Consider the following 19,471-nt stretch of genomic DNA (forward strand, 5'->3'; position numbering starts at 1 on the left):
GCGCGCCCGCGCAGGTCCGGGATGGGGTGGGCTCATACCCTGGCGATCTCGGCCTGGGTCGGGAAACTGCGGCCCTTGAGCCGGTCCGTCGTGCCTTCGATATCGTCGACGAGCAGCAGCAGGAAATCGCCGGGCTCGGCCTCGCCGATGGCGCGGGCCACCGCTTCCTGTTCGCCCATGATCGTCTCGACCGACGCGCTGCCTTCGGAGACGGCGCCGTCGTGGATCAGCTTCGCGGTTTCGCCTTCGGCGCGGCCCCGCGAGTCGGTCTCGTAGACGTAGAGCGTGTCGCACATCTTGGCCAGTTGTGCCCCGAGCGCCGACAGATCCTCGTCGCGGCGGTTGCCGGGGGCGGTGGCGACGCCGATCTTGCGCTGCGTGGCAAGGCCATTGACCAGCGGTTCGAGCGCCACGAGAGCAGGCACGTTGTGGCCGTAGTCGATCAGGCATTTCACGCCGTCGGCCTCGAAATAATTGGTGCGGCCGGGCATCTGGGCGGGCGTCGGGTGGAAGGTCAGCAGCCCCGCGCGAATGTCGTCGATTTCGATCCCGTGGGCAATCGCCGCCGCCGCCGCCGCCATGGCGTTCTGCACGTTGAAGGGCGCGTGGCCCTCGAAGGCGATGGGCACGTCGTTGACCTCGACGATCTCGACCGTGACCTTGCCGCGCAGCATGACGATCTTGCCCTGCTTGACGGTCAGCACCATGCCGAGGCTGGCCAGATGTTCGGCCAGCGCCGGGTTCTCGGGGTTCATGGTGAAATAGATGATTTCGCCCCGCGCCCAGTAGGTGCCGTGCTCCATCACCAGCGGATCGTCGGCGTTGAGCACGCAGTACCCGCCGTTCTCCTTGCGCTTTGCGGCATCGACCACGACGGTCTTGCAGCGCGCCAGCTCTTCCAGCGTGTGGATGTCGCGCTCGCCCAGGTGGTCGGAGGCGATGTTGAGCAGCACGCCCACGTCGCATTCGTCGAAGCCCAGCCCGCGGCGCATGATGCCGCCGCGCGCCACCTCGAGCACCGCGTGCTCCACCGTGGGTTCGCGCAGCACGGCCTGTGCCGCGGCGGGGCCGGAATAGTCGCCGCGCAGGATCACGTTGTTGTCGATCTCGACGGTGCCGGTGCAGCCCATGCCGACGGAATGGCCGGCCTGCCGCAGGATGTGCGTGGTGAGCCGCGTCGTCGTGGTCTTGCCGTTGGTGCCGGTGATCGCGGTGATCGGGATGCGCCCGTCGTCGGTGGGGTCGGGGAACAGCATCTCGAGCACATGCTCGCCCACCGGGCGCGGCGTGCCGTGGGTCGGCGCCATGTGCATGCGGAAGCCGGGGCCGGCGTTGACCTCGACCACGCCCGCCGATTGCTGGTCCAGCGGCACGGAGAGGTTCTCGGCCAGGAGGTCGATGCCGATGATGTCGAGCCCGACCAGCCGGCCGATCCGTTCCATCGCGAACTTGACCTCGGGGTGCACCTCGTCGGTCAGGTCCGTCGCGGTGCCGCCGGTCGAGATGTTGGCGGTGGATTTCAGGAAGGCGATCTCGCCCTCGGGCAGGACGGTGTCCAACGTATACCCGGCCTGATCGAGCATTCTCTCGGTCTGCACATCGACGTGGATCTGCGTCAGCAGGTTTTCATGCCCGACGCCGCGGCGGGGGTCGGAATTCTCGATGTCGATCAGCTGCTGGATGGTCTTTTCGCCGTCACCAACGACGTGGGCGGGGCGGCGGCGGGCGGCGGCGACAAGCTTGCCGCCGATCACCAGCATCCGGTGATCCTCGCCCTTGATGTAGCTTTCGACGATGACCGCGCCGGAATCGTCGCGCACCCGGGCGAGGGCGGCGTCCCAGCCGGCCTGCAGGTCGGCGTCATTGGCGATGTCGGTGGTGACGCCGCGGCCGTGGTTGCCCGACAGCGGCTTGGTGACCACGGGCCAGCCGATCCAGGCGGCGGCCTCTTGCGCCTCTTCGAAGGAATAGCAGACCTGGCCGCGCGGTACCGGGACGCCGGCGTCGTCGAGGATCTGCTTGGTCCATTCCTTGTCATCGGCGATCGAGTGGCCGATGATCCCGGAGGCATCCGTGACCGTGGCCTGAAAGCGGCGCTGCTTGATGCCGTGCCCCAGCTGCGTGTAGCTCGTGCCTTCGGTCAGGTTGTACCAGGGGATGTTGCGCGCCTTTGCGGCGTTGACGATGGACCCGGTGGAGGGCCCGAGCGCATTGGCATCGCGCACCTCTTTCAGGTGGTCGATATGCGGGCCGAGGTCGACGTCTTCGCCGTTGTAGAGCTGTTCGACGATGGCGACGGCGGCTTCGGCGGCGGCCAGGCCCGTCGCCTCGTCGCGGTAGCGGAACACGACGTGGTAGATGCCCTTTTCATAGCTGTCCACGGTCTTGCCGTAGCCCACCGAAAAGCCGATCATGTTCTGCAGTTCAATGGCGACGTGTTCGACCATGTGCCCGGCATAGGTGCCGTTGCGGACCCGCTGCAGGAAGCCGCCCGCCTCACCGACCGAGCAGCGGTGTTCGTAGATCGTCGGGATCAGGCGTTCCAGCTTTTCGGCAATGCCCGGCACCTGGTCGCTGGGCCGGTCTTCGAGCTCTCCGATGTCGAGCCGCATGTAGATGGCTTGGTAACGGCTGTAAAAGTTGGGTCCGCGCAGGGCGCGGCATTCAAGTATATGCAAAAGCATGCTCCAGGGTTTCGGCCCCAAGCTCTTCCGGGCTCAGGACCCGCCGGTCCGTTATGCTGTAGGCATAACCTTCGACCAGCGCGTGCATTGTGACGTTGTGGACGCTTATCGCCTCACCGTCTGCGAGATCGAAGACATTCGAACCGCTAATGCCCGTGCTGTCAATGAGGATCACGTGACCGGATCCGAAGACCCGGAGCAGGGGGCCGTCGAACATGACTGCAGCATCCTCCCCGAGACCGACGCCGAGGTACTCGGGATTCGTGGCCCCGACTTCCATCAGCCGCGAGAACCGACCGCGCTCGAGGAAATGCGTATCGACGATCACATCGTCGACGAAACCAAAGCCCGCGGCCATCTTCACCGCGCCCTTGCGCAGACAGTCGTCGGCGGGACCGCCATAGACCATTGTGTGCGACTGGCAGGCGGCGCCGGCGCTGGTGCCGGCCACGACCATGCCCTCTTCGTGGCGCTGACGGATCGCGGCGATGGCATTGGACGCGCCGAGGATGTTGGTCAGCCGCATCTGGTCGCCGCCGGAGATGAAGACGATGTCGGACCGGTTGATCATGTCAACGTATTTTTCCGCTTCGGAATCCTTGCGGTCGCGGATGCGGATGTCCAGCACCTCGCCCGCGCCGATCTCGGAGAAGACGTCCTTGTAGCCGCCGAAGACCTCGTCGGGGATGCTGCTGGCGGTGGTGATCACGCCGACCACTGGCGTGTCCTTCTCCGCCAGTTTCAAGACACGGCGCAAGATACCGGCGTTCGAGGTCTTGTCCTCGGCCCCTCCGATGGCGATCAGAGCGCCTTTTGCTGGCACCTTCACGGGCATATTCATTTCGAACCTCTTTCCAGGAACAACACACTATGTTGTGGCCGAGTGTAGCAGCAACTCAGGCGGTTGACAGCGCTGCCAGACTCGAATTGATGGTTTGGTGCGGCAACAGCACCTTTGCCGCACAGGTTTTCGGCATTTGCGGCATCATATGGGGCCGACCTTTCGAGAATGCGAACGTCCAACCAGCATCGGAGCCTTCACCATGAGCGGATCTTTCAGCCTTGCCATCCACGGCGGCGCGGGCGTGCTGCCCCGCGACAGCATGACCCCCGAGCGCGAAGCGGCATGCCACGCGGCGCTGGCCCGCGTGATGGCGCGCGGGGAGGCGGTATTGGAGGCTGATGGCAGCGCGCTCGATGCGGTGACCGAAGCGGTCTGCGCGCTGGAGGACGAGCCGCTCTTCAATGCCGGGCGCGGCGCGGTCTTCACCCGCGAAGGCACGCACGAGATGGATGCGGCGGTGATGGACGGGTGCGACCGCAGCGCCGGGGCGGTGGCGGGGCTTTTCGGTCCGCGCAACCCGGTCCTCGCCGCCCGCGCGGTGATGGAGCGCACCGACCATGTGCTGATGATCGGCGCTGGCGCGCTGGAGATCGCCCGCGCCGCCGGGCTGGATTTCGAGGAGGCGGACTATTTCTTCACGCAGGAGCGCCGGGACGCCTTGGACGAGACACTGCGGATGGAGGCCGAGGGCACGCTCGACGACGATCCGTCGCGCCGGCACGGCACCGTGGGCGCGGTGGCGCGCGACCGGCAAGGCAACCTCGCGGCGGCCACCTCGACCGGCGGGATGACCGCCAAGCGCTCGGGCCGCGTCGGCGACAGCCCGATGATCGGCGCGGGCACCTTCGCCGACAATGCCAGCTGCGCCGTGTCCGCCACCGGTGACGGCGAAGCCTACCTGCGGCTGAGCGTGGCGCACGAGATCGACGCGCGCATGCGGCTGCTGGGGCAGGATATCGGACGTGCGGCAGAGGCTGTGGTTATGCAGGACCTGGTGCGGATCGGCGGATCGGGCGGCCTGATCGCCGTCGACCACACCGGCGCGATCTCGATGCCGTTCAACTGCGAGGGTATGTACCGCGCGCAAATCCGCGAAGGGCAGGGGCGGGAAACGGCGATCTACTGACCGCCGCGGTGCCGGTCGGCCGGGGGCCAAAGCATGGAAAACAGTATGACTTTCACGCGCTACGCGATCTACTACCTGCCGCCCGAAGGCGCGCTGGCGGACTTCGGCGCGCGCTGGCTGGGCTGGGATGTCAGGCGCGGCGCGGCGGCAGTGCAACTCGATCTGCCCGGGCTGCGCGACGCGACGGAGGCGCCGCGGAAATACGGATTTCACGGCACGCTGAAACCGCCGTTCCGGCAGGCCGAGGGGCGGGATTTCGACGCCTTGCGCGACGCAGTGACGGCTTTGGCGTCAAGACTGGCGCCGGCGCGCTGCGACGGGCTTGCGCTCGTGCCGCTGGGCCGGTTCCTGGCGCTGGTCCCCGAGGGCGACGCGGAGGGCATCGGACGCATCGCGGCCGCCTGCGTGCGCGACCTCGACGGCTTTCGCGCCCCCCCGTCCGATGCGGAACTTGCCAGACGCCGCGCGGCGCAGCTTAGCCCGCGACAAGAGGCGCATCTGTCCCGCTGGGGCTATCCTTACGTGATGGAGGACTTCCGCTTTCACCTCACGCTGACGGGCCGGCTGCCGCGCGCCGACATCGGCGCATGGACGGACACACTGCGCCAGCACCTGCCGCCGCTGCCCGCGCCCTTCGTTCTGGACCGGATCGCGCTGGTGGGCGAACGGACCGAGGGCGGTTTCGCCCTGATCGAGGACCATGCACTGACCGGATAACGCGCGCTCAGGACTCGTCCAGCACCTTTCGGGCGGCGCGGAAGCATTCCAGCGCCTGAGGCACACCGCAATAGATGGCGATGACGTGGATGATCGCGCGCAGTTCCTCGCGGGTGACGCCATTGTTGAGAGCACCGCGGCAATGCAGCTCCCATTCGTGCATCTTTCCCAGCGCGCCGATCATCGACAGGTTCATCATCGACCGGGTCTTGGCGTCGATTGCGTCGTCGCCCCAGCCGAACCCCCAACACCAGGCGGTCATTGCCTCCTGGAAGGGTCGGGAGAAATCGTCGGCGGCGGCCATGGTCCCCTCCACATAGTCCGCGCCCAGCGTCGCCTTGCGCTGCTCCAGGCCTTTCAGGAAGAGGTCTTCGTCGAATGTGCTCATGTGCTGTCCTTTCAGGAGGTTACGGTTCAAGGTTGAGGTGGGCCGCCGGTCCGCACCGCGGCCACTAGACGAACAGCCCTCCGCCCGGTCGATCAGCGCCTCGACTTGCTGCACCGGCAGCGGGCGCGGAAAGGCGCGGAACGGCAGCCGACAGCGGGCGGATACGCGGTTCGGCACGCCGCCGAGGTGTAAGCCGCGCTATTCGGGCGGAAGCTCTCATGCCTGTCGTCTGGCTTTCGCGCGGGCGGCGAAGTCCATCAGGCGCTTGAACTTCGGACATTTCATATGCGTTTCGGCCGGGCAATCCGCGACATGATGCAGTGCGTCGCGCAATCGGGTGAGACCGCGGATCTGGGCGTCGAGCGCATCTGCACGCCGGTGCAGTTCGGCGCGCGGCAATTGCGGTGCGCCGTCCTTGGCGAACATCTCCTTTATGTCGTCCAGCGAGAACCCGGCCATCTTGCCCAATGAGATCAACGCAAGTTGCGTGGCAGCCTGCGCATCGAACTGCCGCCGCAAACCGTGCCGCCCGACCGATTGGATCAGGCCGATGTCCTCGTAATAGCGCAGCGTCGAAGTGGACATACCGCTTTGTTCCGAAAGGACGCCGATATCGATCAGTTTCACGGTTGACCTCAAGTTGACTTGAAGTGGCAGGGTAGCCCTCGCCAATCGTCAACGCAAGAGAATCGACCATGACACGACCGACCGAAAGACGCGCGCCGCTGTCCATCCTGGTGGCGCTGGCGTCCGCCACCCTGACCGCCTCGCTCGGCATCAGCATTGCCTCGGTGCTGCTGCCGAGCCTGACACGCAGCTTCGGAACGACCGTCTCGGAGGCGCAATGGGTTATGCTGGCCTATCTGGTGGCGGTGACGGTGACCATCGTGTCGGCCGGGCGGCTTGGCGATCTGCTCGGCCATCGCCGGGTCCTGATTGCCGGGCTGGTCATCTTTGCGGCCGCGTCGGTCCTGAGTGCGACGGCGCCGAGCATCGGGGTCCTGGTTCTGGCGCGCGCGTGTCAGGGGGCGGGCGGGGCGATCCTGATCGCGCTGCCGATGTCGATCGCGCGCGATATGGTGCCGTCCGGGCATCTCGGCGCGTTCATGGGCCTGTTGGGAACCACCTCTGCCGCCGGAACCGCGCTCGGCCCCGCGCTCGGCGGTCTCATTCTGGCCTGGAGCGACTGGCGGATGGCTTTCTGGCTGCTTGCCGGGATGGCCGGGCTGGCGCTGGTCGTTGCGGTTCTCGCCATCCGGCGCGACGGGACACGGCCCCCGGCGACGTTCGGATCGCTCGATCCCCTGGGGACCGCTGCGCTCATCGTTGCGCTCGGAGCCTATTCTCTCGCCGCGAGCGGCGGCGCCCCGGGCTTGCCTGCTTCAACCGCCTTTCTCGTGTCGGCTGCGCTGGCCGCGACCGTGATCTTCGTGGCTGTCGTAGCGCGGGTGCGCACGCCGCTTGTCCCAGTGACCGTGCTCCTGGACAGGAGGACGGGGACGGCGTTTGCCATGAATAGCCTGATCGGCACCGTGATGATGGCGACGCTGGTCGTCGGGCCGTTTTTTCTGACGTTCTCCCTTGAGTTGGAGGAGGCCGAGGTCGGGCTTGTGCTGGCCGTCGGACCGGTGGTTGCGGCGCTCGCCGGGGTGCCTGCGGGGCGGCTGACCGACCGCTTCGACGCCCGGCGCGTGATGGTTGCCGGGCTGGTGCAAACCATGCTTGGACTGCTCTGCCTTGCGTTTCTGCCGCGCATTTTCGGCGTCGGAGGCTATATCGCGGCGCTGATCGTGCTGACCCCGGCGTTCCAGATGTTCATAGCGGCCAACAACACCGCGGTCCTGTCCGGGGCGTCGCAGGCGCAGCGCGGCTGGTCTGCCCCCTAAAAAGTGGTCCTCCGTGAAGTAGGCTTTCGAGCCAGATGTAGGACGAAGGAATGCCCCAGAAGAAGCACGAACCCGAAGAGATTGTCGCGAAGCTCCGGCAGGTCGACGTGTTGGTGTCGCAAGGCCGGTCTGTGGCCGAGGCGGTGCGCACGATCGGCGTCACGCAGTTCACCTATTGCCGTTGGCGCAAGGAGTATGGCGGGTTGAAGACGAACCAGGTGAAGGGTCTGAAGGAGTTGGAGAAGGAGAACGAGCGGCTCCGGAAGGCCGTGTCGGATCTCACGCTCGAGAAGCTGATCCTGCGAGAAGCTGCCTCGGGAAACTACTGAGCCCCGCCCGCCGCCGTGCTTGCGTCGACCATGTCCGGCAGAAGTTCCGAGTCTCGGAGCGGTTTGCCTGTCGTGTGCTCGGCCAGCACCGATCGACCCAGCGGAAGGTGCCGCGCGGGCGTCCCGACGAAGAGGCGCTCACCGCAGACATCATCGCGCTCGCCTCTCAGTATGGCCGCTATGGCTATCGGCGCATCACGGCTCTCCTCCGAGATGCCGGCTGGGCCGTGAACGTGAAGCGGGTCGAGCGGCTCTGGCGGCGGGTGGGGCTGAAGGTCCCGCAGAAACAGCCGAAGAGAAGTCGCCTCTGGCTGGGCAACGGGTCGTGCGTCCGTCTGCGACCGGAGCGGCCTAACCATGTCTGGTCCTACGACTTCGTCGAGAGCCGGACCCACGATGGAAGGAAGTTCCGTATGCTCAACCTGATCGATGAGTTCACGCGAGAGTGTCTGTCTATACGGATCGATCGTCGGCTGAGATCGACGGATGTCATCGACGTTCTGTCGGACCAGTTCATCCTGCGAGGTGTGCCGGATCACATCAGGTCGGACAATGGACCGGAGGTCGTGGCTATGGCCGTGCGGGAGTGGATCGCTGCCGTCGGCGCCCGAACCGCCTACATCGAGCCAGGATCACCGTGGGAGAACGGCTATTGCGAGAGCTTCAACGCCAAGCTACGCGACGAGCTGCTCAACGGCGAAATCTTCTATAGCCTAGCCGAGGCGAAGATCGTCATCGAGGGCTGGCGCCAACACTACAACACAAAGCGCCCACACTCATCGTTGGGCTATCGACCGCCAGCTCCAGAGGTTGTGCAGTGGCCGGCTCCGCCATCCGGAGCCGCTTCGCCGGCCACGCCGGCCGTAGCGCCGAGGCCCATCATGCACTAAGACTGAAACCGGACCACTTCGTTGGGGCAGGTCAATCGTGTTCGACATGGCCTTTCTGGCGCAGTTCATCGACCCGCAAGGCGATTTGCCCCTGCAGCTTGCGGTGCTGACGGTGACATCGAGCCTTGTTGTCGTGGTGCTGCTGGCCGGATACGCGCTGATCGCAGAGCAGGCTGGTCGGCTCTTTGACGGTCATCGCGCGCGTCGCCGCATGGGTTATGCCGGCGGCGGGATAATGAGCGGTGGCAGCGCGGTGATGGCGGTGACGCGCTAGGGGCCGGGTCACTGCGGCCTCTCTGCCCGGGATTCGAGGGCGTGGATCACGGCGATCATGTCCTGCTGAGCGCCGCCCATCTTTTCTGTCGCCTCATACAATCCCACGCAGAGTTCCATCAGCGGATGGGCGGTGCCGGCGGCCTTTGCGGCCTCGACGACCAGGCGGCTGTTTTTCAGCACGTCCGATATGCCCGCCTGTCGGCTGAAGTCGCGGCGGCAGAGCTTGTCGATCTTCACGCGGGAGACATCGCTGGCCATCGGCCCGGCGTTGAGAATGTTGGCGAAGCGGTCCATGTCGAGCCCGTGGCGCGCGGCGAAATGCGCAGCTTCGGCAAGGCCGATGACCAGGGTGATCAGGAAGGTGTTGACCGCCGTCGTCATCTGTAGCGCGGCGGGCACGGCGCCACAGTCGAAAAGTTGCTTGAAGATCGGCGCCAGCAGGGGACGCAGGCGTTCGATCTCTTCCGAAGGTCCGGCGAGCATGCCGACGAGTTGCCCCGCCTCCGCCGGTTTGCGGGAGCCTGAGACCGGCGCCTCCACGTAGCGCCCGCCTGCGGTGGCGATATCGCGTGACAGGCCCCGGGAATACTGTGCAGACGTCGTGCCCATCGACACGATCAAATGCCCGGCGACGCGGCCCGCGAAAGCCCCGGTGCGGCGGCCCAGCACGGCATCGGTCGCGGCCGCGTTCTCCAGCATCAGGATGACCGTTGTGCAGTGGACGAAGAGGTCGCCCACATCGGCCGCCACCTTCGCCCCGGCCTCTTTCAGGGACGCGGCGCGCTCCGGCGTCCGGTTCCAGACCATCAGCGGCTGTCCGACGCGGCGCAGGTTCAGAGCCATCGGCGCGCCCATGGTTCCCAGCCCGATGAAACCGATCTGTTCTCCTTTTTGCATGGCTGTCACCCTCCGCTGCGGGAGGCAGCCTAGCTGACCTGGATCGCCTGGAATAACGAATTGATCCGAACTCCGGATTTGGGAATTCGGGTAGGTATGTGCGCCGCGCGTGTTGACATCGGCGCGTTTGCCGCGCAGCCTGCCCGCACTCACCCGGGGGGTCTCGACAAGAGGCTGAGATACTGCTGGCACCCGTGCAGCGCAGTGACCCGATGAACCTGATCCAGTTCACACTGGCGTAGGGATGGTGCACTGGCCGCGCGGGCCGCCGACCACGTCATGCATGTGGGGGCGATGACCACACCGGCAATCCCATTCGGGCGCAGAACTGGGTCTCCAACGCTTTGAGCTCTGGAGGCTCCCACCGATGAAAGACCTGACCCCAACCGTCACCACGGGCCCGCTGCCCGCCTCCCGACGCGTCTGGCACGCGGGGAAACGCCACCCAGATATCCGTATACCGATGCGCGAGATCGACCTGCATTCCACGGCGGGCGAGCCGCCCGTCACCGTCTATGACAGCTCCGGCCCGTATACGGACCCGGAGGCCGAGATCGCGATCGACCGGGGCCTGCCGCGCCTGCGCGAGGGCTGGGTCGCGGCGCGAGGCGATACCGAGAGCTACGGCGCCCGCCACGTGAAGCCCGAGGACAACGGCTTTGCCGAGGGTGCGCGGCTGGTGCCGGAGTTTCCCGTCTGCCACGCCCCGCGCCGTGCCGCCGGGCGGCGGGCCGTCACCCAGATGGCCTATGCCCGCGCCGGGATCGTCACGCCGGAAATGGAATTCGTTGCGATCCGGGAAAACCTCGGGCGCAAGGCGCAGGCGGCAAAGCAGGCGCGCGACGGCGAAAGTTTCGGCGCGGCGATCCCGGATGTCATCACGCCCGAGTTCGTGCGCGACGAGATCGCCCTGGGCCGGGCGATCATCCCCGCCAACATCAACCACCCCGAGGCCGAGCCGATGGCGATCGGGCGCAACTTCCTCGTCAAGATCAACGCCAATATCGGAAATTCGGCGGTAACCTCTTCGATGGCCGAGGAAGTGGAAAAGATGGTCTGGGCCACGCGTTGGGGCGCGGATACGGTTATGGACCTGTCGACGGGGCGCAACATCCACAACATCCGCGACTGGATCATCCGCAACAGCTCCGTGCCCATCGGGACCGTTCCGCTGTATCAGGCGCTGGAAAAGGTCGGCGGCGTGGCCGAGGACCTGAGCTGGGAGGTCTTCCGCGACACGCTGATCGAACAGGCCGAGCAGGGGGTGGACTACTTCACCATTCACGCAGGGGTCCGCTTGCACATGATCCCGATGACCGTGGACCGGGTGACGGGGATCGTGTCGCGCGGTGGCTCGATCATGGCGAAGTGGTGCCTGCACCATCACCGCGAGAGTTTCCTCTACGAGCATTTCGATGAAATCTGCGATATCGCAAGGGCTTATGACGTGTCCTTCAGCCTTGGAGACGGGCTGCGCCCCGGCTCCATCGCGGATGCCAATGACGAGGCGCAATTTGCTGAACTCGAAACGCTCGGAGAACTGACGCAGATCGCCTGGGCGAAGGACTGCCAGGTGATGATCGAGGGGCCGGGGCATGTGCCCATGCACAAGATCAAGGCGAACATGGACAAGCAGTTGCAGGTCTGCGGCGAGGCGCCGTTCTACACGCTCGGGCCGCTCACGACGGATATCGCGCCGGGCTATGACCATATCACCAGCGGCATCGGCGCGGCGATGATCGGCTGGTTCGGCACGGCGATGCTGTGTTACGTGACGCCCAAGGAACACCTCGGGCTGCCGGATCGCGACGACGTCAAGACCGGCGTCATCACCTACAAGATCGCGGCCCATGCAGCAGACCTGGCCAAAGGACATCCGGCGGCGCAGATTCGCGATGATGCGCTCAGCCGCGCGCGGTTCGAGTTCCGCTGGGAAGACCAGTTCAACCTCTCGCTCGATCCCGAAACCGCGCGGTCGATGCATGACGAAACCCTGCCGAAAGAGGCGCACAAGGTCGCGCATTTCTGCTCCATGTGCGGGCCGAAGTTCTGTTCGATGAAAATTTCCCACGACATCCGCGCCGATGCGCAGAGGGACGGCATGGAACGCATGGCCGAGAAATTCCGCGAGGGCGGAAACCTTTACATCCCGCTGGAGGACAAGGCATGAGTCAGACCCCTGAAACGCTTCTGACGGCCCTGCGCGCCACGCCGCCGCTGGTCCAGTGCATCACCAATTACGTCGCCATGAACGTCGCGGCCAACGTGCTGCTGGCGGCAGGGGCCAGCCCGGCCATGGTCTCGGACGCCGAAGAGGCCGAGGAATTCGCCGGGATCGCCGGGGCCGTGACCGTGAACATCGGCACCCTGTCACCGCCCTTCGTGGAGGGCATGCAGGCCGCAATCGGCGGCGCGCACCGGGCCGGGCGGCCCTGGGTCCTGGACCCGGTCGCCTGTCAGGCGACCGCCTATCGCCGCGAGGTGGTGCAGGCTCTGGTGGCCGAACGTCCGACGATCATCCGGGGCAATGCCTCGGAAATCCTGTCGCTGGCGGGGGAGACAAGCCAAGGGCAGGGCGTCGACGGACGCGATCCGGTCGCGGCGGCGGAAGAGGGTGCGCGGCGGCTGGCGCAGGCCAGCGGCGCCGTGATCGCGGTGACCGGCGCGGTGGACTATGTGACCGACGGCAGCCGCGCGGTGAGGATCGAGGGCGGGTCGCCCCTGATGCCGATGAACACCGCGCTTGGCTGTTCGCTGACCTGCCTTTGTGGCGCCTATGCGGCTGTGGCCGAGGACGCGTTCGACGCCGCCGTCGGCGCGCTGGCGCATTTCGCCGTGGCCGGGACGCGGGCGCATCAGGGCGCCGCGGGGCCGGGCAGCTTTGCGCCGCGCTTTATCGACGCGCTGGCGGCGGTCACGCCCGAGGCGCTGGCAGGCGCGGTCATCCACGACGCGGCGGGCCCGGCATGAGACGCTGTCCCGACCTCTCGCTTTACCTCGTGCTCGATCCCGGCCTTTGCGCCGGGGTCGGCATGGTCGAAACGGCCCGCGCCGCCGTGGCGGGCGGGGCCACGGTGGTCCAGCTGCGCGACAAGACCGCCGACACGGCAAGGATGATCGAGACGGGGCGTGCGCTGAAGGCGGCGCTGGCGGGGACCGGCGCGGCGCTGATCGTGAACGACGACGTGGAGGCCGCCATCGCAATCGGTGCGGACGGGCTGCACATCGGGCAGGGCGACATGGCGGTGGCCGAGGCGCGGGAACGGATTGGTGCGGCGATGGTGCTGGGCCTGTCGGTCGAGACGCCCGCGCTGTCTGCCGCCGTCGATCCGGCGCTGGTCGACTACATCGGTGCCGGGCCGGTCTTTGCCACGCCGTCGAAGCGCGATCACAAGGCGCCCGTGGGCTTCGACGGGCTGGCGGCGCAGGTTGCGGCCAGCCCCGTGCCCGCCGTGGCAATCGGCGGCCTGAAGGCCGCGAATGTGGCACAGGCCCTGAAGGCCGGCGCGCAAGGCGTCGCCGTGGTGTCGGCGATCTGCGGCCAGCCGGACCCCGAGGCCGCCGCCCGCGCCCTCAAGGACAGGATCGACGCCCTAACCGCCTGACCCCCAGAACGCGTGGAAGTGATGCACCGGCCCATGGCCGTGGCCCACATCCAGCGAGACGCTTTCGGCAAGCGCAGCGTGCAGGTACGCCTTGGCGCGGGCCACGGCCTCGGCCATATCGTGATGGGGCAAGAGCGCGGCAATGGCCGAGGACAGGGTGCAGCCGGTGCCGTGATCGTTGGTCGTGGCGATACGCGGGGCGCGCAGGGTCTGCGTGACCTCGGGTCCGGCCAGCAGGTCGGTGCTCTCTGCGCCCGCCAGGTGGCCCCCCTTGAGCAGCACGTACTCGGAGCCGAGCGTCAGTAGCGCGGGCAGGGCGGTCTGCATCGTCTCGGCGGTCCAACCGTCGTCGCGATCCAGCAGGACGGCCGCCTCGGGCAGGTTCGGGGTGATGACACGAGCCAGCGGCACAAGGCTGTCGCGCACCGCCGAGACCGCCTCGGGGTCCAGCAGCGCATGGCCGCTTTTCGCCACCATCACCGGGTCGAGCACGATGTTGCGCGCCCCGTGATGGCGCAGCCGGTCGGCCACGGCGCGGGCGATGCCCGCGTTTGCGATCATGCCGATCTTCACCGCGTCGATGCGCAGGTCGTCCAGCACTGCGTCGATCTGGGCGGCGACAAAATCGGGGTCGAGCGCCTGGAACGAGCGGACACCCTTAGTGTTCTGCGCGACCACCGCCGTGATGACGGAACAGCTATAGGCGCCAAGCGCCGACATGGCCTTTATATCGGCCTGGATGCCGGCGCCGCCCGAAGGGTCGGTGCCAGCGATGGTCAGGACATTGGCGATCATGCCGGCACCTCCGACATCAGCGCTGCGGCCTGGAGCGCGACCTCGGCCACATCGCGGCTCAGCGCGAGTTCGTTTTCCTTCAGTACGCCCAGATCGACCCATCGCGCCTCCAGAGCGTCGTCGCCGGCAACCGGCTCTCCGGCGAGCCATCGGAACAGCACGGCGATCAGAATGAAGTGTCGGTGCAGGGTGCCGGCGGCGTCGCGGTCGAACGCGTCGAGGGCCGTGCTTACGCAGAGCGGCGCGGCGACGACGCCGGTTTCCTCGGTCAGTTCGCGTGTCGCGGCGCCGAACAGCGTCTCGCCGTGGTCGACCTTCCCGCCCGGAAAGCCCCAGAGGCCCGCATCGGGCGGATTTGCGCGGCGCACGAGAAGCACCTGGTTGTCGCGAATAAGGACGGCAATGGTCGCCGATATCGGGCGCGGGTCTGTCGATGGAGATGTCACGTCGGCCTCGTCATGTTGAGGCCGGCAAGGGCAAGAGGGCGCTGCTGTCCTGTCCCTTCGCCGGCATGATCCGGATCAGGTTCAAAGGGTCACCGCGCTGCGCGACGACCCTGCGACCGACGCGCCAGCGATATCTCAGCCCCTTGTCGGGACACCCCTAGGTGGGGGGCACCCTATCAGGACGGCGCCCGAAATCAACGCCGCCCGCGCTGCGCCATTCCGGGTCGAGATGCTTATCCGCTTCTGATGATCGGTGTGGCTGCCGCGATGCTGGTCTTCGTCTATCTTCTGATGACGAAAACGGTCTACGGCATGAAGGCGCGCGCCTCGATCCAGGTGCCGCAAATGGCACAGGCCATCGGAATCGAGTCCTCCCGCACCAACATGCTGACCTTCTCGGTCGGGTGCGGGCTGGCAGGGTTTGCAGGTGCGGTTCTCCTTCCGATCGTACCCGCAACCCCTTCGATGGGATTTGCCTTCGTCATCAAGGCGTTCCTGACGGTGGTCGTGGCTGGACCCGTCACCTTGACCGGCAGCGCACTCACGGCAATCGGTCTCGGGGGAGGCGCATCCGTGACCGCAATCTTCATGACCTCCGTTGTCGGCGACGTCTTCTTCTTCGTCATCACCGCACTGCTGCTTTGGCTCTACCCGATGGGGATCTCGGCCAAGTGGCGCCGCAAACTGTGAGGCCCGCCATGTCATTCTCTGCAAGACTCTACAAACACGCGGGCCTTGTCTTTCCGGCCGTCACGGTGTTCCTGGCTCTCGCCTTGGCCGGACAGATCGACCCCTATCTGGCCTTCGTCGCGACATCCTGGGTCATCTTCGGGCTTCTCGGTCTCAGTCTCGACGTGGTCTGGGGGCGTGGCGGACTGCTGAGCCTCGGTCAGACGGTCTTTTACGGACTGGGCGGTTATTTCGGCAGTGTCGTCTCCATCAACCTCGCTCCCGCGACCGGAAACACGCTGATCTGGGCGCTCCCGGCGGCGGCCGGGTTCGGGGCGCTGGCCGCTGCGGCTCTTGGATATATCATCTTCTTCGCCCGCATGGGGCCGCTGCAAAGCACCAGCCGCGTGTCGGACAGCGTCGAGACGAGCGCGTCGAAGATGTCGGCGACGGCGGTGCGAATGGCATCGGCCTCCGGCAAGGGGCGGGGATCGGGCTCGTCCGTGAAGGGGCGCCAGCCGTAGAGCTGCAGTTCCTCGAGCACGACGGCGGTCGAGGATCGGGTTTGAACATGGGGCTCGGTCATGATGTTGTCTCCGGTTGTCGAAGACCGCGCCTCTCGCGGCCTTCCCGGGCGACGGAAAAGCGGGGGCCGGGCGGGTCTGCACCGCCGCGCCTGCGGCGGCCGAAGCAAAGCGGAGGATGGCTTGCCATTGCGGGCCCGTTCAGGCGCTGCTCCGTCTAGCCCGCTCTCGGAAGGCCGGAAGGCGTGGCTCTGATCGCGGAGGCGCTGGCCGACTGCGCCGATCCCGATCAATGATCGGCGTGGTCGAGGAAGGCCACGGCATCCTCGGGTGCCAGTTGCGGCCGCAGATGCGCGCACAATTCGTCGCGGCCATTGGCCCGCAGATCGTCATTGAAATCGCCGAGACGGGGGGAGAGGTGGATCGCGTCGATCCCGACCTGTCTGGCCCGAAACGCCAGTTGGTCCGCGGCGGACAGGCCTGCCGGATCGGCATCGACGGCGATGTATAGGCGTCGCAGATCGGCGGGCAGCTGCAGGGCTGCGAGATGGTTGGCGGACAAAGCCGCCACGACAGGAAGCTTCGGCAGGGCCAGATGCAGGGAGAGCATGGTCTCCAGCCCTTCGCCTGCGGCCAGCACGCTGACCGGTTTGCCGATGCGAACACCATGGCCGAGGAGATTGCCCATCGCCTTGCGCGGTGGAATGATCGGGGCCTTGTCCGAAGTGGCGGGGTCTAGCCAGGTGCGGTGCAGGCCGGTGAGCCGTCCATCGAGGTCCGTCACCTTGGCGAGCAGGGCGGGCCAAGTCTCGGGCGGATCGTTCAGTGCGTGATCCTCGCGCCAATAAAAGCAGTTCGGGTGAAACCGGAGACTATCGAGATTGCCCAGCCCAGTGAGGCCGCGCCCTTCGAGATAGCGTTCCGCCAAGGTGCCCGACATGGGCTGGCCCATGGCCCAGAGCCGCCGCGCCGCGTCGGGTGAGCCGCGAGAGGCTGGCGGATTGTTGGCGCGGTGCCTGTCTGTCTGCGGCAGGCTCAGAAACCTGCGCGCTTCGTCCAGCGTGCCCCTCAGCGTGGTGATCCCCATGTTCAGGGCGATCAGGTCCAGAAGGTCCCCGTGCTGCCCGGTTGCGGAAGCGGTCCACTTGCCAGCCGCACCAAGGCCGGAGTTCGGACCGGTCAGCCGAACGTAGAGGCTGCGGCCCGGCGTATTCTGCACATCGCCAACGATCCAGTAGCGGCCCTGTTTGCGCCCGTTCGTAAGGTAGTGACGGCAGACGGCCTCGGCATCCTCGGCAAGGCGGCGGGCGATGTCGGCGGCGGGGCTGTGCATGCTTTGTGCCTCCTGTCGTGGATAGAAAAAGGGGCCCGCCATTTCTGGCGGACCCCGGCTGCCGGAACTCGGGGGGAGTGAGTGCCCGGTCGGCAAAGGTCCGGGGGACCTGTGCCAGGGCACGAACGCTCCGACCTGCTCGAAGGTCACTCGGCTGCTGTCCGGGCGAAGGCGTCACCGGCGACGGGATCATCTTCTGCCGAGGGGGCGGAATCTCCGATAGCCGATTCGCCGCCGTCTTCCGCCGATTGCGCTTCGCCGCTGTCAGGATCGTCGTTCGAAGGCTCTTCATCCGCGGTGTCCGCATGGTCGACCAGTTCGATCTCCGGCGCGTCCTCTTCCGGCAGCGGCGGCGTGCGCAGCGGGTCCGGCAGCCAGCTGGTACCCACGAGCAGGTCCTCGGCGGCCGTCACCATTTCCGTCTTCTTCAGCCCGGCGATCCGGTCGGCGGCGTCCTCACCCTTCGCCTCGCACACGGCCTCGAGGATGCGCGCCTTGGTCACGCGGTCAAGGCAGTTGGCGCCTGTCGCCGTCCAGCCCGCCTTGGCCATGTCGAGCCCGAAGGTCCCGGCCAGCACATCCGCATGCGCAATGGCGCGCGGGCGGCGCTGGTATGCGTGTACCGGCGCAGCATCTTCCAATCCTTGTGGCCGGTGACCAGCGAGACCTGTTCGATCGCGAATCCGGCCCCGAACAGGCGGCTTGTGCCCTCATGGCGCAAATCGTGGAAATGCGGAACCTTTACGCTGACCTCGACGCAGGCGCGCCGGAAGGCGGTTCCGACCGATCTCGAGTTGTAGGGAAATATCCGGCCTCTTGCGTGCCCGAGTTCCTTGGCCTGTTCGGTTACCAACGCCCAGGCATCGAACCCCGTGGCGGCGAAGAGCGGGATCCGCTGGTCGTTGCCGGTCTTGTTGCGTGGGTCTGTTCGGTCGCGTATCAGGAGCATGCGGCGGTCGACGTCGAGATCGGTCCATTCGACGCGGCAGATTTCGTCGAGCCGCATGGCGGTGGCCACAGCGAACTTCACGATCCGCGTCATCGGTGTCGTCACGCGTTCGTTGTCATCGAAGCAGCGGAAGAGGCGGTTCAACTCGTCCGTGGTGGGGCGACGATCCCGCTCTGTGCCTTTGCCGATCAGGCCGAGACGCTTGAGCGCGACACGTGCCAGATCAACGGGTTCGGGAGAAATGTCGAGCCCGTGTACGGCTGCCGCGTGGGTAATGATCATCTTGATCACCCCGATATCGATCCCGAGCGTCACCGGGCCCGCACCTTGCTCCGCCCGCATCTTGCCGTAGTCGATCAGCTTCTGCCGGTCGAGGTGCCCGATCTTCTCCTTGCCCAGATCGCGCTTGAGCGTCGTGAGCGTGGCGGCCTTGGCTAGCAACGCGGCGGTTTCCCTACCTCGCACATATCGGTTATATGAAGATCAATGAGGTCGCCAAAGGTCTGGAGGCGGGAGACGGACGACTTGTTCGGCGCCAGCCCCTGATTGACCCGGGTCTCCGCCTGGCGGGCCCAACGATGGGCGTCGTCGCGGCGGAAGAACGTCTCGCTCGCGTAGCGGCCCTTTCGTCTGATCTGGACCCGGTAGGCACCGGAGGGGAGCTTGGTGATGGAGGCCATTTTCGTGTGTGCTGTGTGTGCAATGAGTCGTCGTAGAGGGGCAAATTCGGGGATATTGAGGCGTATTCCAGCGTAGCAGCATCCGCCGCCAACAGTTTGAAGATACACAAAAATGCAAATAAATCATCACGCTAGATTGTCTGCGGCCCCGATGATGGATGGTGGCGAGGCATCCCGAGATGCCTTGTTTTGTTGGCCGAAACTGACGCAGGCGAAATCTGTTGCACCGAATGTTGCACCTGAAACTCGTCTCTAATCTCAGTTTCACATCAATCGTAGCACCAAGTTCACCTGGAAGCACTTTCGTCGGACGTGTTCCGGTCGTCAGAAAGGGCGGAACGCGATCAATCGCGGCGACTGAGGCAACATCCGAGGCAATGCTCGAAACCGGACGTTCGGTTCCTTCTCGGAACGGTATCTGCTCATGCGAAAG

At 66.2% G+C, this 19,471-nt stretch carries 21 protein-coding genes and 2 riboswitches; of the genes, 10 read left to right on the forward strand and 11 right to left on the reverse strand.

Annotated elements, in window-relative coordinates; genetic code table 11:
• Nucleotides 1-32: 32 nt before the first annotated feature.
• Nucleotides 33-2,678 carry a cyanophycin synthetase gene (gene cphA, locus DU478_RS05655; protein WP_233501122.1) on the reverse strand — a complete coding sequence of 882 codons (2,646 nt, stop codon included), beginning with the start codon at nt 2,676-2,678 and terminating at the stop codon, nt 33-35.
• On the reverse strand, nt 2,665-3,525 hold the full coding sequence (locus DU478_RS05660; protein ID WP_114509971.1) for a cyanophycinase: 861 nt from the start codon (nt 3,523-3,525) through the stop codon (nt 2,665-2,667). The genes cphA and DU478_RS05660 overlap by 14 nt, the downstream gene beginning before the upstream one ends.
• Nucleotides 3,526-3,727: 202 nt before the next feature.
• On the opposite strand from DU478_RS05660, the gene DU478_RS05665 reads away from it, so the two are divergent.
• Entirely contained in the window at nt 3,728-4,654 is a 927-nt protein-coding gene (locus tag DU478_RS05665; RefSeq protein WP_114509972.1) for an isoaspartyl peptidase/L-asparaginase family protein, read from the forward strand.
• A 45-nt stretch (nt 4,655-4,699) separates the two neighbouring features.
• Complete coding sequence (locus tag DU478_RS05670) at nt 4,700-5,371, forward strand: DUF1045 domain-containing protein (RefSeq protein ID WP_114509973.1); 672 nt, start codon at nt 4,700-4,702, stop codon at nt 5,369-5,371.
• Between the two features lie 7 nt (nt 5,372-5,378).
• Here DU478_RS05670 and DU478_RS05675 read toward each other — a convergent pair whose 3' ends face one another.
• Both DU478_RS05675 and DU478_RS05680 read right to left on the reverse strand, forming a co-directional pair.
• Nucleotides 5,379-5,759 carry a carboxymuconolactone decarboxylase family protein gene (locus DU478_RS05675; RefSeq protein WP_114509974.1) on the reverse strand — a complete coding sequence of 127 codons (381 nt, stop codon included), beginning with the start codon at nt 5,757-5,759 and terminating at the stop codon, nt 5,379-5,381.
• A 216-nt stretch (nt 5,760-5,975) separates the two neighbouring features.
• Complete coding sequence (locus tag DU478_RS05680) at nt 5,976-6,386, reverse strand: helix-turn-helix domain-containing protein (protein WP_114509975.1); 411 nt, start codon at nt 6,384-6,386, stop codon at nt 5,976-5,978.
• Between the two features lie 68 nt (nt 6,387-6,454).
• On the opposite strand from DU478_RS05680, the gene DU478_RS05685 reads away from it, so the two are divergent.
• From DU478_RS05685 to DU478_RS05695, 3 genes are all read left to right on the forward strand, one after another.
• On the forward strand, nt 6,455-7,645 hold the full coding sequence (locus DU478_RS05685) for an MFS transporter (RefSeq protein WP_114509976.1): 1,191 nt from the start codon (nt 6,455-6,457) through the stop codon (nt 7,643-7,645).
• A 50-nt stretch (nt 7,646-7,695) separates the two neighbouring features.
• Nucleotides 7,696-8,864 (forward strand): IS3 family transposase gene (locus DU478_RS05690; protein ID WP_114509977.1). Its coding sequence is split into 2 segments (ribosomal slippage): nt 7,696-7,960 and nt 7,960-8,864, totalling 1,170 coding nucleotides; the frame shifts between segments, so codons are not numbered across the junction.
• A gap of 46 nt (nt 8,865-8,910) precedes the next feature.
• Complete coding sequence (locus DU478_RS05695) at nt 8,911-9,138, forward strand: hypothetical protein (RefSeq protein WP_233501123.1); 228 nt, start codon at nt 8,911-8,913, stop codon at nt 9,136-9,138.
• Nucleotides 9,139-9,146: 8 nt separating this feature from the next.
• Here DU478_RS05695 and DU478_RS05700 read toward each other — a convergent pair whose 3' ends face one another.
• Nucleotides 9,147-10,037, reverse strand: coding sequence for an NAD(P)-dependent oxidoreductase (locus tag DU478_RS05700; RefSeq protein ID WP_114509978.1), 891 nt, complete (start codon nt 10,035-10,037; stop codon nt 9,147-9,149).
• A gap of 144 nt (nt 10,038-10,181) precedes the next feature.
• Nucleotides 10,182-10,300, forward strand: a riboswitch (TPP riboswitch).
• Between the two features lie 104 nt (nt 10,301-10,404).
• On the opposite strand from DU478_RS05700, the gene thiC reads away from it, so the two are divergent.
• The 3 genes from thiC to thiE are packed head-to-tail and all read left to right on the forward strand — an operon-like array spanning nt 10,405 to nt 13,642.
• Nucleotides 10,405-12,207, forward strand: a complete 1,803-nt coding sequence (gene thiC, locus DU478_RS05705; protein WP_114509979.1) for a phosphomethylpyrimidine synthase ThiC — start codon at nt 10,405-10,407, stop codon at nt 12,205-12,207.
• A complete protein-coding gene (gene thiM, locus DU478_RS05710) occupies nt 12,204-13,007 on the forward strand; it encodes a hydroxyethylthiazole kinase (RefSeq protein WP_114509980.1) in 804 nt (267 codons plus the stop codon). The genes thiC and thiM overlap by 4 nt, the downstream gene beginning before the upstream one ends.
• Complete coding sequence (gene thiE, locus DU478_RS05715) at nt 13,004-13,642, forward strand: thiamine phosphate synthase (protein ID WP_114509981.1); 639 nt, start codon at nt 13,004-13,006, stop codon at nt 13,640-13,642. Before thiM ends, thiE begins: the two co-directional genes overlap by 4 nt.
• On the opposite strand, the gene thiD is transcribed toward thiE, so the two are convergent.
• Both thiD and DU478_RS05725 read right to left on the reverse strand, forming a co-directional pair.
• A complete protein-coding gene (thiD, locus tag DU478_RS05720; RefSeq protein ID WP_114509982.1) occupies nt 13,631-14,437 on the reverse strand; it encodes a bifunctional hydroxymethylpyrimidine kinase/phosphomethylpyrimidine kinase in 807 nt (268 codons plus the stop codon). The two genes, thiE and thiD, sit on opposite strands and share 12 nt — an antisense overlap.
• Entirely contained in the window at nt 14,434-14,883 is a 450-nt protein-coding gene (locus DU478_RS05725) for an NUDIX hydrolase (protein WP_114509983.1), read from the reverse strand. The genes thiD and DU478_RS05725 overlap by 4 nt, the downstream gene beginning before the upstream one ends.
• A gap of 34 nt (nt 14,884-14,917) precedes the next feature.
• Nucleotides 14,918-15,052: riboswitch (TPP riboswitch) on the reverse strand.
• Between the two features lie 98 nt (nt 15,053-15,150).
• Here DU478_RS05725 and DU478_RS05730 point away from each other — a divergent pair.
• Together DU478_RS05730 and DU478_RS05735 are read left to right on the forward strand one after the other, a co-directional pair.
• The gene (locus DU478_RS05730) at nt 15,151-15,573 is read left to right on the forward strand and encodes an ABC transporter permease subunit (protein WP_233501125.1); all 423 of its coding nucleotides are present in this window, start codon (nt 15,151-15,153) and stop codon (nt 15,571-15,573) included.
• A gap of 8 nt (nt 15,574-15,581) precedes the next feature.
• On the forward strand, nt 15,582-16,076 hold the full coding sequence (locus tag DU478_RS05735) for an ABC transporter permease subunit (protein ID WP_446307592.1): 495 nt from the start codon (nt 15,582-15,584) through the stop codon (nt 16,074-16,076).
• A 289-nt stretch (nt 16,077-16,365) separates the two neighbouring features.
• Here the strand turns inward: DU478_RS05735 and DU478_RS05745 are convergent, their stop codons facing one another.
• From DU478_RS05745 to DU478_RS23280, 4 genes are all read right to left on the reverse strand, one after another.
• Nucleotides 16,366-17,409 (reverse strand): DUF7146 domain-containing protein, encoded by a 1,044-nt coding sequence (locus DU478_RS05745; RefSeq protein WP_114509984.1) that lies wholly within the window; start codon nt 17,407-17,409, stop codon nt 16,366-16,368.
• Between the two features lie 146 nt (nt 17,410-17,555).
• On the reverse strand, nt 17,556-17,960 hold the full coding sequence (locus DU478_RS05750) for a hypothetical protein (protein WP_114509985.1): 405 nt from the start codon (nt 17,958-17,960) through the stop codon (nt 17,556-17,558).
• A complete protein-coding gene (locus DU478_RS05755; RefSeq protein WP_233501126.1) occupies nt 17,909-18,799 on the reverse strand; it encodes a site-specific integrase in 891 nt (296 codons plus the stop codon). Before DU478_RS05755 ends, DU478_RS05750 begins: the two co-directional genes overlap by 52 nt.
• The gene (locus tag DU478_RS23280; RefSeq protein WP_233501127.1) at nt 18,793-19,038 is read right to left on the reverse strand and encodes a hypothetical protein; all 246 of its coding nucleotides are present in this window, start codon (nt 19,036-19,038) and stop codon (nt 18,793-18,795) included. The genes DU478_RS05755 and DU478_RS23280 overlap by 7 nt, the downstream gene beginning before the upstream one ends.
• Nucleotides 19,039-19,471 lie beyond the last annotated feature (433 nt).

Origin of the sequence: Thalassococcus profundi, assembly GCF_003344785.1 — a bacterium.
GTDB classification, from domain to species: domain Bacteria; phylum Pseudomonadota; class Alphaproteobacteria; order Rhodobacterales; family Rhodobacteraceae; genus Puniceibacterium; species Puniceibacterium profundi.